The following is an 11962-nucleotide window of genomic DNA, read 5'->3' on the forward strand; positions in this document are numbered from 1 at the left end:
CATGAGTGAACTTGACGCCAGGCTGCGAGCCATCACCGACCTGTTCGTGGCCGAGGCGCGCGAGGGCGGCGGCAGGCACGAGTACGACGGCCGGATCCAGGACCTGTCGCCCGACGGCGTACGGACCGGGCTGGCCCGTCTCGGCCAGGGCCCCGCGCCGGAGGACGCGCACGACGCCAGGCACCTACAGGTGTTCGAGGAGAGTCTGCGTACCCAGCTCGGCGAGCTGGAGCTGCACCGCAAGAACCCGTTGATCCACCTTTCCAACCTCGACCTGGCCTGCTACGACCGCGACTACGGCCCCGAGGAGGAGCGCGCCGCGGCCAAGGCGGCCCACCTCGCGCTCTGGCCCGAGGCCGTGGACCACGCGATCGCCTCGCTCGACCAGGTGCCGGCACCCGTCGCGACGTCCCTGCTCGGCGCCACCAGGGGCCTGGCGGCGGGCGTCACGGACGAGGCCGCGCTCCAGGCGCACGGCAGGCTCGTCGCCCACGTCGAGCGGGCCGCGGCCGAGGGCGACCCCGACGCGGCGCTCGGCGGCGAGGCGCTGGCCAGGCTCATGGGCACCGCCGAAGGGCTGCCGGTCGACCTCGGCAGGCTGGCGGAGCGGGCCGACGCCGAGCGCGACCGGCTGATGGCGCTGCTCGCCGACTCCTGCGCCAAGCTGGGGGAGACCGGCAGGGCGTCGCTCGACGTCGTACGGGAGCTGGTCAAGGACCACCCCGACGCCGACGGCGTCATCGAGGCCGCGCGGATCGGCACGGAGAAGGCCATCGCGTTCACCCGCGAGAAGGACCTCGTGCCCTACCACGACGGCGAGTGCCTGGTCGGGCCGGCGCCGGAGTCGCGCCGCTGGGCGATGGCCATGATGGCGTGGAACTCGCCGGGCGAGCCCGACGGCCCCTCGTGGTACTACATCACGCCGCCCGAGCCCACCTGGCCCGAGCAGGACCAGGAGGAATGGCTGGAGGTCTTCAGCCGTACGACGCTGCCGGCGATCAACGTGCACGAGGTCGCGCCCGGGCACTTCTCGCACGCCAGGGCGCTGCGGCGGGCGCCGTCCGACGTGCGCAGGCAGCTGCAGTCGATGGCGTTCGTCGAGGGCTGGGCCCACTACGCCGAGGAGCTGTGCGTCGAGGAGGGCTTCGAGGCCGGCGACCCGCGCTTCGAGATCGGCGTGTGGGTGGAGGCGCTGATCCGCGTCACCCGGCTGGCCTGCGCGATCGGCGTGCACACCGGCCAGATGACGGTCGAGGACGGTGCCCGGCGCTTCGAGTCCGACACGCACCTGACGGGTCCGGCGGCGCTGTCGGAGGCACGGCGGGCGTCGTTCGACCCGACGTACGGGCGGTACACCTGGGGCAAGCTGCTCATCCTGGACCTGCGCGAGCGGGCCCGCAAGGAATGGGGCGCCGGATTCACCCTGCAGCGCTTCCACAAGGCCCTGCTCGATCTCGGCTCGCCGCCCCTGGGCCTGATCGACGCCATCCTGTAGCGTCTCGGGCTGATCGGGAACATCCTTTGGCGTCGGTCGCTAGGGAGGTTTGTTCGTGCGCGAGCTCTCCGGCAAGGTCGCGGTGGTGACGGGCGCGGCGAGCGGCATCGGGCGGGCGCTGGCCCTCCGGTTCGCGGCCGAGGGGATGGCCCTGATGCTCGCCGACGTGGACCACGGCGGGCTCGCGCGGACGGCCGCGCTGGCCGGGGACGCCAAGGTGCTCACCCAGATCACCGACGTGTCCGACGCCTCGGCCGTGCGGCACCTGGCCAACCGGTGTTTCGGGGAGTTAGGCGCCGTGCACGTGCTGTGCAACAACGCCGGCGTCTTCCAGGGCGGCCACATGTGGACGCGCGCCGCGGAGGACTTCGCCTGGCTGCTCGGCGTGAACGTGTGGGGCGTGCTGCACGGCATCCACGAGTTCGTGCCGCGCATGATCGAGCAGGACACCGAGGGGCACATCGTCAACACGGTGTCGGTGGCCGGGCTGTTCGCGACGCCGGGGGCGGGCGGGTACGCGGTGACGAAGTACGCCGCGCTGGCCGCCTCCCTGGCGCTCGCCCAGGACCTGGCCGCCACGGGGTCCAAGCTGCGGGTGAGCGCGCTGTGTCCCGGCGCGGTCAGGACCCGCATCGGCGACTCCGACCGCACCCGGCCGCCCAGCATGGTCACCGACCCCACGCCGGACGAGGTGGACTCGCGGGAGTCGGTCAGCCGGGCGGCCGAGGGCGGCATCGAACCGTCCGAGGTGGCCGACCTGGTCGTGACGGCGATCCACGAGGAGCGGTTCCTGCTGCTGACCGACCCGAAGTACGCCGCCCGGCTCCGCCTCCAGACCGAGACCCTGCTGACCGGCCACCTGCCAGGGATCCGCTGACGGCCACCGGCGGCGCTCCGCCGACGGTCATCAGCGGCGATCCGGTGACCGTCACCAGCGGCGGTCGGGGGCCGGCGCCCGCATCGCCGGTCACCAGTGGCGGTCGTGGGCCAGCACCCGCACCACCGTGCCGTTGCGCGGCCGGACCAGCAGCTTGACGGCGTCGCCCGGCAGCACGTCGTGGTAGAGGCCCTCCTCCACCTGGAACGCCGTGGCCTTGCGCGAATTGCCGTCGTGCAGGGCGATGAAGCAGCGGTCCGACTCCACCCACCGCTTGACGACGTGCCCGGTGACCTCCTGCCGCCCCGAGCCGTGCGGCAGCGCCTCGGCCGGCTGGATCTCGCCGTCCCGCCAGCCGCTCCCCGTGAAGATCCACTCCTGCCCGGGGCTGGCCGGGCCGGACTCGGCGACCTCCCGGCCGCCCGCCGTCGGCACGAACCCCCGTCCGCCCATGAGCAGCCCGATTCCGGCCACCAGGCACACCATCGTCGCGATCATCCCGGGCCACGACAGGCCGGCCGCCGCGACGGTGGCGTACCAGGGGACGACGAGCGCGGCCGCCAGCAGCACCGGCACGACCATGCTCGGCCAGCGCCGCCGCGCCAGCCCCAGCTCGATGGCGCACCGGCGGACGAGGGGCAGGAACCCGCCGTCGAGGTCGGAGGCCTCGGGCATGAGCGCGGTCACGGGTGCCGCGGGCGCTCCCGCGAGGCGGGCGCGTACCCGGTCCAGGACCCACCGCTCGTACGGCCGCAGCGGCTCGTCCGGGGGCGGGTTGCCCGACAGGCGGTCGCCCTCGATCGTCACCCAGCCGCGCCCGGCCAGCTCGACCAGCGCCGCGTGGAACACCTCCTGTGCCCGCATGCCGCGTAAGAGCTCGGCCACGGGGGCGGGCACCGGCTCCTCGTGAGCCTGCCGCCGGGCCTCGTGCCGGCTGGACGCCTTGAAGGCGGCGGCCAGCGTGGCGGCCCACAGGGCCCACGCCGCCGCCGGCCAGACAAGATCCATCGTTCTGTGTTAGCACGTCGGACCGTGCCAGGCCAGGTGTAAGACGCAAGGCCGATACACTGTGGTTACCGCATTTCGCCTTTGGGGGGTTCTCACGGTGTCTGAATTCGACACAGTTCTGGTGGTCGACTTCGGCGCTCAATACGCGCAGCTCATCGCCAGGCGGGTGCGCGAGTGCCACGTCTACTCCGAGATCGTGCCCTCGACCATGTCGGTCGAGGAGATGATGGCCAAGAACCCGAAGGCGATCATCCTGTCCGGTGGCCCCTCCTCGGTCTATGCCGAGGGCGCCCCGCCGGTGCCGCACGGGCTGTTCGCCACGGGCGTGCCGACGTTCGGCATCTGTTACGGGTTCCAGGCCATGGCCCAGTCGCTGGGCGGGGAGGTGGCCCGCACGGGCGTCGCCGAATACGGCGGCACCTCGCTGGAGGTGCTCGACGAGGGCGTCATCTTCGCCGGCCTGCCCACGAGCCAGACGGTGTGGATGTCCCACGGCGACAGCGTGGCCGCGGCTCCCGAGGGCTTCACGGTGACCGCCTCGACCCGCGAGACGCCGGTCGCGGCCTTCGAGCACGTGGAACGCGGCCTCTTCGGCGTGCAGTTCCACCCGGAGGTGCTGCACAGCGAGCACGGCCAGACGGTGCTCAGGCACTTCCTGGAGGCGGCCGGCTGCCGTCCCTCGTGGACGATGCTCAACATCGTCGAGGACTCCGTGGAGGCCGTGCGCCGCCAGGTCGGCGACGGCCGCGCGATCTGCGCGCTGTCGGGCGGGGTCGACTCCGCCGTGGCCGCCGCGATCGTCCAGCGTGCCATCGGCGAGCGGCTCACCTGCGTCTTCGTCGACCACGGCCTGCTGCGCAAGGGCGAGGCCGAGCAGGTCGAGCGCGACTTCGTGGCCGTGACGGGCGTCAAGCTGCGCGTCGTCGACGCCTCCGACCGCTTCCTGAAGGCCCTCGAAGGCGTCGTGGACCCGGAGGAGAAGCGCAAGATCATCGGCCGCGAGTTCATCCGCGTCTTCGAGGACGAGCAGCGCGCCATCATGGCCGACGGCCCGGTCGACTTCCTGGTCCAGGGCACCCTCTACCCCGACGTGGTCGAGTCCGGCGGCGGCACCGGCACCGCCAACATCAAGTCCCACCACAACGTCGGCGGCCTGCCTGAGGACCTGCAGTTCAAGCTGGTGGAGCCGCTGCGGGCGCTGTTCAAGGACGAGGTCCGGCGCGCGGGCGAGGAGCTCGGCCTGCCGGCCGCCATGGTCTGGCGCCAGCCGTTCCCGGGCCCCGGCCTCGGCATCCGCATCATCGGCGAGGTCACCCGCGACCGCCTCGACCTCCTGCGCGAGGCCGACGCGATCGCCCGCGAGGAGCTCTCCCGGGCCGGCCTCGACCGCCAGATCTGGCAGTGCCCGGTGGTCCTGCTGGCCGACGTACGGTCGGTGGGGGTGCAGGGCGACGGGCGCACTTACGGGCATCCGGTGGTGCTGCGACCGGTGACCTCGGAGGACGCGATGACGGCGGACTGGGCGCGGGTGCCCTACGACGTGCTGTCACGCATCTCGACCCGGATCACCAACGAGGTCCGCGAGGTCAACCGCGTGGTGCTCGACGTGACCAGCAAGCCCCCGGGCACCATCGAGTGGGAGTGACGGCCGCGCGGGCGCGCCTCCGGGCGTGACGCCGGCGCGGGCGCGCCTCCGAGGGTGACGCCCGCTGATCCGCGCGTGGCCGGGCGCCGCTACGGCGCCCGCTGACCGCGCGCGGCCGGCCGCGATCGGGGCGTTTCCGGGGCTGTGGGTAATTGTCCTCGTTCGAGGGTTGAACCCGGCGGGTGGCGTGGGGCGTACAACCGTGCGTCACCCACCGCTGAAAGGGTCAACCATGAAGCGCACCCTCACCGTCCCCGGCCTCGCGCTCGCCACCGCGCTGATCGCCGGCTCCCTGAGCCCGGCACTCGCGCAGGTGGGTACGGAGACGCACAACACCCCCGTGTACGTGGCGGCGACGCTGCTGGGCAGGAACGAGGTGCCCGCCCCGGGGACGAAGGCCGGCGACGGGAACGGCAGCGCTATCGCCGTGTTCCGCATCCATGGCACGCGGGTCGACTACGCCGTCCGCTGGCACCGGGTGGCCGCCCCGACCGGGTTCCACATCCACCAGGGCCAGGCCGGCCGGAACGGCGCCGTCAGGGTCCCGTTCTTCGGTGAGGCGCTGCCCGCGACGCTCCGGGCCGTCAAGGGCACCGTCACGGTCAAGGACACGGCCCTGCTCGCCAGGATCGTCAACAACCCGCAAGGCTGGTACGCCAACCTGCACACCGGACAGTTCCCCGGCGGTGCCGTACGGGCTCAGCTGCACCGGATCCGGCCCGTGTCGCTCGAATCGGTGCTGGCCGGCGGGGCGGGCCACACCACGCTCACCGCGCTGGCCGACGGCAGGCAGGAAGTGCCGGCACCGGGTACGAAGGTGGGCGACCGGGACGGCCGGGCGGCCTGGCTCGTCTGGGTGAAGGGCACCAAGGTGCACTTCGCCACCGCCTGGGAGGGCATCGCCCGGCCGGCGAACGCGCACATCCATCGCGGGGTGCGGGGCAAGAACGGGCCGGTGGCCGTGGGCTTCTTCACCGACAAGAACGGCCTCCCGGCGGGGGTCAACGGCGTCGCCGGCACCGGCACCGCCCCGGCCGCGGTCGCGAGCCGGATCCGGAACAACCCCAGAGGCTGGTACGTCAACCTGCACACCGCCGAGTTCCCCGGCGGTGCGGTGCGCGGGCAGCTCCACCGGGGCGGCTGGTAGCCAGAACCTAGATCAGGTGGCTCTTGGCGTAGCAGAGGGTCAGGGGCTCATCGACGTATTTGCCGTAGGGGGCGGTCCGTTCGTAGCCGGCGCTCTCGTAGAGGGCGATGGCCTCGGGCTGGCGGACCCCGGTGGCCAGGCGCAGCCGGTCGTACCCCATCTCGACCGCGAGGCCCTCCAGCGCCTTCAGGAGGGACCTGGCGATGCCGCGCCCCCTGTGGCCGGGGGCGACGTACATGCGCTTGAGCTCGCCGGTCGTGCCCTCGGCCGGCTGGACGGCGCCGCAGCCGACGGCGAGCCGGTCGATCACCGCCACCAGGAACCTCGCGTCGGCGTGGACGGTGGAGCGGCCCTCGGGGCCGTATTTGGCGACCAGTTCGGCGAAGGCGGCGTCGAGCAGGGCGCTGAGGCCGGCATCCGCGACCGCGCGTTCCAGGATCAGCATGCGGGCCAGCCTACGGAACGGTCAGGCGCCGTCAGGTAGCGGGCGGTGGGCGATGGCGTGGGCCTCCTCGAGGCTCATGCCGTACATGCGCAGCAGTTGTTCGGCCAGCTCGTCCGCCGAGCTCTCGTCCACCAGGTCGGGGTGGTCGAGCCAGAGCTGCAGGAAGCCGAGTATCGAGCCGCCGGCCCCGGCCAGCGCGACGTACGGGTTGCCGAGCCGGAAGCGCCCGGCGTCCATGGCGCGGCGGATCCTTGCTCCCGAAATGGTTGTAGAACGAGCCGAACCCCACGTCGGCCGCCTCGGTGAGCTCCTGGATGCTGACCTCGGCCATGCCCCGCTCGGCCAGGAAGGTGCGGGCGGCGTCGATGAGCGCCTGCCTGGTGCGGGTCTCGCTGTGCCGGGTCGGGCTGCACGTCGCCGAGACCGCGGCCCCCGCGGTGGGGTTCACGCTGCTCTACGCGACCACGGCCCGGCCGGCGCCTGCCCTGTCGGCCGGGCTGTGCGTGGCCGCGCTGGTCGCGGTGCACCGGCTGCGCCAGGCCCGCAGCGTCTGGCCCGCAGCGTCTGGCCCGCAGCGTCTGGCCCGCGGCGTCTGGCCCGCGGCGGGCGGGTTCGCGCTGACCGCCGGGGCCGCCGCCATCACCGTCCTGTCGGGCGAGGCCACGAACTTCTTCCTGCCCGTGCTGCTCCTGCGCGCCACGGTCGTCGTGGTGAGCCCTCGTGGCCAACCAGGCCCGGCTCTACCTCGCCGACCGGGCTCTGGCCATTGGGTCCTTCCTCGGCGGCCTGGCCGGGCGCGCCGGCGTCCGGCGGCTCGTGCTCACCCACCTCATCCCGGATCCGGCCGACGAGGCGGGCGAGAAGGAGTTCGCGGACGACGTACGCCGGGGCGGCTACGCGGGTCCGCTCACCGTGGGCCGCGACCTCATGACGGTGACCGTCGGATAGTCACCCCTGGTCCCGGGGGGCCTGGACCTCGATGGGCTCGGTGGGCGCGTCGTCCTCCGACTCCCCGTCCTCCGATGCCCCGTCCTCCGCTTGCCCGTCCGCCGGTTCCTCGCCGGCCGCGGCGGGTTCCGGTGGAGGAGACACGGGAGCAGCCGGTGGGCGGCGCGCCCCCAGGCCCGTCGCCGGGCGCGTCACGAGGCGGGCCGGCAGCCGCCCCAAGCTCCCCAGCAGCAGCGGCACCAGCAGGGCCCCCACGAGGATGGGCGAGGCCATGTACCGGAAGTCCTGCGCCGAGATGTTGGCCAGGATCGCCAGCTGCTGCCCCGCCACCACCGCCGCCACCCCCAGCACGTACCGGTTCCGCAGCACCCACGCCGCCAGCGCCACGGCCAGGTACGACAGGTACGACCACGAGGCCCCCCGCCACAGCACCCAGTCGTACTCGGGCGCCAGCGCCCCGGCGAACCACGGCTCGGCCACCCGGTTCAGCTCCATGGACAGCGGACGCAGCGAGTAGACCCACCGCCCGGGGAAGTCCGCCACCTTGCCCGGCCCCACGTAGGTGTCGGCGTTGGGCCGCCGCGAGAACCGGTACGTCATCCCCCCGGTGGCCGACTCGTCCTGCACCGGCCGCCACGCGATCGCCCCCCGGCACAACCGGGCGTCCACGATCGTCCGGGGCTCGGTGACCAGCAGCCGCCGCCACAGGCCCAGCAGCTCGGTGGCGTGCGCGTCGGCCTGCCACCAGCTGAAGTCGCGCCGCCAGATCAGCGGGTTGATCGTGTAGCAGGTGCCGCCTTCCCACCACCGTTCCAGCGGCGCCACCGACGTCATGAGGCTGATGTCCTGCGGGGTGAACAGGTCGGGGCGCTCGCGGTAGGCGACCGCGATGTCGCCGTAGGCCGTGTGGTAGACGTACGTCCTGGACGGGGCCGCGATGCCGTACAGCGGGAACACCAGGTTGGTGAGCAGGAGCGGGAGGGCGGCGGCTAAGGTGCCGGCGAGCAGCAGCCGCACCCGCATGGTCCGGACGATCACGACCAGCGCCACGACGGCCACGCCCACCACGAGGAAGCCGTTCGCGCGGAAGAGCCCGAGCAGGGTGAAGAGCACCCCGAGCCCGGCCAGGGCGGGCACGGTGACGGCACGCCGGGCGGCGATCCGCGCGCAGGTGCCCGCGATCGCCACCGCGCAGATCGTGAACGGCACGTCCTTCCACAACGTCACCGTGAACGCGCCCACCGGCGGCGCCAGCGGCATCAGCACGGCCACCACAGTGGTCAGCAGGCGCGGCGCGCCCAGCCGCTTGAGCGACTGCGCCAGGTACGTCAGCGCCCCCGCCATGGCCGTCGTCTGCGCGAACGTGACGGCCCCGAGGTCGCCCGTGCGGGTGAAGCTCAGCCACACCAGCGCGTCGTAGACCACCGAGTGATCGCTCACCCACGGCCCGACCACGGTGTGGCTGAGGTAGAGGACGGAATCGCGGCTGAACAGGCCGGGATAGAACGCCGCCCACCAGCATCCGAGCACCGCCTGGATGATCAGGAAGATGGCGAGCGCGACCCACGGCCTGGGCCTGGTGTCACTCCCCATGAATCCAATCCGTACTGCCGGGAGACTGCTAGAAGTAGCTGACCCCTGGCACCGGTCGCTTGCCGCGCAGCAGCGTCGGCACCGTGACGAGGTGGTAACCGCGCTTCTTGAGCTCCTTGACGACCTCCGGCATGACCTTCACGGTCTGCGGCACCACGTCGTGCATGAGGATCACGCCGTCACGCTTGGCCAGCTTGAGCACGGCGGCCTTGATCTTCTTGGTGTCGCGGAGCTGCCAGTCGAGCGTGGTGCCCGTCCACAGGATCTCCGCCAGCTCGCTCTGCGCCGCCAGCCCGAGCACGCGCTCGTCGGTGTGCCCGTAGGGCGGGCGGTAGATCGTCGGCGTCCGCCCCGTGGCCTGCTCGATCACGTCCTGCGTGACCTCGAGCTCCTCGGCGATCTCGTGGTCGAGCTTCGTCGGCAGCGACGCGTGCGAGTAGGTGTGGTTGCCGATCGCGTGCCCTTTCGCGACGATCTGCCTGGCCACCTCGGGCCGCTCCTCCACCCGCTTGCCCACCAGGAAGAACGTGGCCTTGGCGCCCGCCTTGGACAGCGCCTTGAGCAGGGCGGGCGTCTGTGCGCCAGGACCGTCGTCGAAGGTCAGCGCCAGGCACTTGACCCGGTCACAGTCGACGGCGGCCGCCTGGGCGGGCAGCGAGGTCAAGGCCAGGGAGGCCGCGAGTAGGGCATGAATCACCACATGTCACAGCCTAAAGCCAACGCCACCGGCCCATGCGACCGGTCGATGTCACGTTCTGGGCACCGCGCGGGGAATCATCCGGGAGTCGGCCTCCCCCGGCGGGCCCGCAGGAACAGGCTCACGCCCTTGAGCGACCTGACCGGCAGGTAGCGCTCGGCGCGGACGATCGCGGACAGGCCGGCGTTGACCAGGAAGGGCGTCTTGCGCAGGTCGCTGCCCCTGGAGCGGCGGCGGTGCCGGACCACGAGCGGGCGCAGGAGCACGTTCCAGCTCCAGATGCGGTCCACGGTCAGCCCGGCCTTCTCGACGACGACCGTGAGCGAGTCGCGGTCGTAGCGGCGTACGTGGCCGACGGCGTCGTCGTGGGCCGACCACAGCGCCATGTCGCACGGCACCGCGATCAGCGCGTGCCCGCCGGGCGCCAGCACCCTGGCGATCTCCGCGGCCGCAAGGTGGTCCTCGCGGATGTGCTCCAGCACGTCGAACGCGGTCACCAGGTCCACGCTCCCCGGCTCGAACGGCAGTGCCCGCGCGTCCGCGTGGACCGCCTTGAGCCCGCGCTGCCTGGCCGTCTCCACCGCCGCCTCGCAATTGTCCGTCGCCGTCGCGTCCCAGCCGGCCTCGACCAGCACCCTGGTGTTGCCGCCGCCCGCGGCGCCGATGTCCAGCGCCCGCCCCGGCCGGCCCAGCTCGCGCAGCTCCCTGCGGAGGATGGCCCGGCGTTCGCGGTACCACCAGTGGGTGTCCTCAAGGGTGATCAGGCGGCGGAGCTCAGAGGTTTCCATCAGCTATTTCCTTGTACGGGAGAAGACCCGGCGGTCCAGGGCGGCCAGGCGGAACAGGGTGAGCAGGCCGTACGTGGCCACGACCGCCCCCACCTCCACCGGCCGCCCCGTGCCGGCGGGCAGGGTGAGCACGGCCGCGGTGGTGAGCACGAAGCCGGTCGCGAACAGCGCGGCCGCGCGGAGATGAGCCGCGCCGCGCCGTCCGGACGCCCACCGCCGACTGGCCTCGACATTGAAGACCCCGGTCAGGACGAGCGCGCCGAGATTCGCCGCCGCCGGTGACCAGAGTTCGCGCAGGGGGAGAAAGATGAGCGCGTACAGCATGACCGAGACGACACCTATGGCGGCGATCGAGGTGAATTTCGCCATGGTCACCGCCCGGCGGCCGGTGAGCACCGCGTCCGGATGCGTGGGCGTCGGCTCGGACCGCGCGACCTCGACCTCCGCCCGGCCCGTCGACATCGACCAGGCGACCCTGGCCAGCCCCTTCAGGTCGTCGATGGCCGTCCTGACGACGCGGACGCGGGAGTCGGCGTCCTCGATCCAGTCGACCGGCACCTCGTGCACCCGCAGCCCGTTGTGCTCGGCCAGCAGCAGCAACTCGGTGTCGAAGAACCAGGAGTCGTCCTCGATCTTGCCCATGAGCGGCCTGACCACGTCGGTCCTGGCCGCCTTGAACCCGCACTGGGCATCGCTGAACCGGACCCCGAAGCCGTACCTGAGCAGGGCGTTGTACCCCCGTGAGACCACCTCGCGGCGCAGCGAGCGGCGGGTGCGCGAGCCGTGCGCCAGCCGGGTGCCGATGGCGATCTCCGAGTGGCCGCTGGCCACCGAGGCGACCAGCGGGAACAGGGCGTCGAGGTCGGTGGACAGGTCGACGTCCATGTACGCCACGATGTCGGCCGGGCTGTCCTGCCAGGCCGCCCGCAGCGCGGCGCCCCGGCCCCGGATGTCCAGCCGCCGGGCGTACACGTCCTCGTGCTCGCCGGCCAGCGCGGTGGCGATCACCCAGGTGGCGTCGGTGCTGCCGTTGTCCACGATCGTGATGCGCCACGGCAGCGGGAAGCCGTCGAGGAAGGCGGCCAGCGTGCGTACGCAGCCGGGCAGGGCGCGCTCCTCGTTGAGCACCGGGATGACGATGTCGACGCTCGCGAGCCGGGTCGCCGGGTCGAGGATGCGGGGGCTCGACTCCATGGCGGCACGCGTGTCCATAGACTCCCCTGATCTTGCTCGTGGCCGTGGGTCCACGGAAATGTTGCTCGGGGCGTCCAGCGGGGCGCGTACGATTTCTCCTCACCATTCCGAGAACCGGAAAGATC

At 72.5% G+C, this 11962-nt stretch carries 13 protein-coding genes; 5 read left to right on the plus strand and 8 right to left on the minus strand.

Features of this window, described 5'->3' with window-relative positions; genetic code table 11:
- Position 1: 1 nt before the first annotated feature.
- Together ACBJ59_RS47500 and ACBJ59_RS47505 are read left to right on the plus strand one after the other, a co-directional pair.
- Positions 2–1495, plus strand: a complete 1494-nt coding sequence (locus ACBJ59_RS47500; protein ID WP_375116629.1) for a DUF885 family protein — start codon at positions 2–4, stop codon at positions 1493–1495.
- Positions 1496–1550: 55 nt separating this feature from the next.
- On the plus strand, positions 1551–2372 hold the full coding sequence (locus ACBJ59_RS47505; RefSeq protein ID WP_375116630.1) for an SDR family NAD(P)-dependent oxidoreductase: 822 nt from the start codon (positions 1551–1553) through the stop codon (positions 2370–2372).
- Positions 2373–2462: 90 nt separating this feature from the next.
- On the opposite strand, the gene ACBJ59_RS47510 is transcribed toward ACBJ59_RS47505, so the two are convergent.
- Entirely contained in the window at positions 2463–3380 is a 918-nt protein-coding gene (locus tag ACBJ59_RS47510) for a hypothetical protein (RefSeq protein WP_375116631.1), read from the minus strand.
- Positions 3381–3477: 97 nt separating this feature from the next.
- On the opposite strand from ACBJ59_RS47510, the gene guaA reads away from it, so the two are divergent.
- A complete protein-coding gene (gene guaA / locus ACBJ59_RS47515; protein ID WP_375116632.1) occupies positions 3478–5025 on the plus strand; it encodes a glutamine-hydrolyzing GMP synthase in 1548 nt (515 codons plus the stop codon).
- 232 nt (positions 5026–5257) lie between these two features.
- Complete coding sequence (locus tag ACBJ59_RS47520) at positions 5258–6172, plus strand: CHRD domain-containing protein (protein ID WP_364112821.1); 915 nt, start codon at positions 5258–5260, stop codon at positions 6170–6172.
- Positions 6173–6179: 7 nt separating this feature from the next.
- On the opposite strand, the gene ACBJ59_RS47525 is transcribed toward ACBJ59_RS47520, so the two are convergent.
- The 3 genes from ACBJ59_RS47525 to ACBJ59_RS47535 form a co-directional block, all read right to left on the minus strand.
- Positions 6180–6617, minus strand: a complete 438-nt coding sequence (locus ACBJ59_RS47525; RefSeq protein WP_375116633.1) for a GNAT family N-acetyltransferase — start codon at positions 6615–6617, stop codon at positions 6180–6182.
- A gap of 21 nt (positions 6618–6638) precedes the next feature.
- Entirely contained in the window at positions 6639–6854 is a 216-nt protein-coding gene (locus ACBJ59_RS47530; RefSeq protein WP_375116634.1) for a hypothetical protein, read from the minus strand.
- A 217-nt stretch (positions 6855–7071) separates the two neighbouring features.
- Positions 7072–7317, minus strand: coding sequence for a hypothetical protein (locus ACBJ59_RS47535; protein WP_375116635.1), 246 nt, complete (start codon positions 7315–7317; stop codon positions 7072–7074).
- Between the two features lie 20 nt (positions 7318–7337).
- Between ACBJ59_RS47535 and ACBJ59_RS47540 the strand changes: the two genes are divergently transcribed.
- Positions 7338–7565, plus strand: a complete 228-nt coding sequence (locus ACBJ59_RS47540) for a hypothetical protein (protein ID WP_375116636.1) — start codon at positions 7338–7340, stop codon at positions 7563–7565.
- Here ACBJ59_RS47540 and ACBJ59_RS47545 read toward each other — a convergent pair whose 3' ends face one another.
- The 4 genes from ACBJ59_RS47545 to ACBJ59_RS47560 all read right to left on the minus strand — a co-directional run bounded on the left by ACBJ59_RS47545 (position 7566) and on the right by ACBJ59_RS47560 (position 11855).
- On the minus strand, positions 7566–9158 hold the full coding sequence (locus ACBJ59_RS47545) for a hypothetical protein (protein ID WP_375116637.1): 1593 nt from the start codon (positions 9156–9158) through the stop codon (positions 7566–7568).
- Between the two features lie 28 nt (positions 9159–9186).
- Positions 9187–9858, minus strand: a complete 672-nt coding sequence (locus ACBJ59_RS47550) for a polysaccharide deacetylase family protein (RefSeq protein ID WP_375116638.1) — start codon at positions 9856–9858, stop codon at positions 9187–9189.
- 74 nt (positions 9859–9932) lie between these two features.
- On the minus strand, positions 9933–10643 hold the full coding sequence (locus ACBJ59_RS47555) for a class I SAM-dependent methyltransferase (RefSeq protein WP_375116639.1): 711 nt from the start codon (positions 10641–10643) through the stop codon (positions 9933–9935).
- Between the two features lie 3 nt (positions 10644–10646).
- Entirely contained in the window at positions 10647–11855 is a 1209-nt protein-coding gene (locus tag ACBJ59_RS47560) for a glycosyltransferase (RefSeq protein ID WP_375116640.1), read from the minus strand.
- Positions 11856–11962: the final 107 nt, after the last annotated feature.

It is taken from the genome of Nonomuraea sp. MTCD27, from assembly GCF_041950495.1.
Classification (GTDB): domain Bacteria; phylum Actinomycetota; class Actinomycetes; order Streptosporangiales; family Streptosporangiaceae; genus Nonomuraea.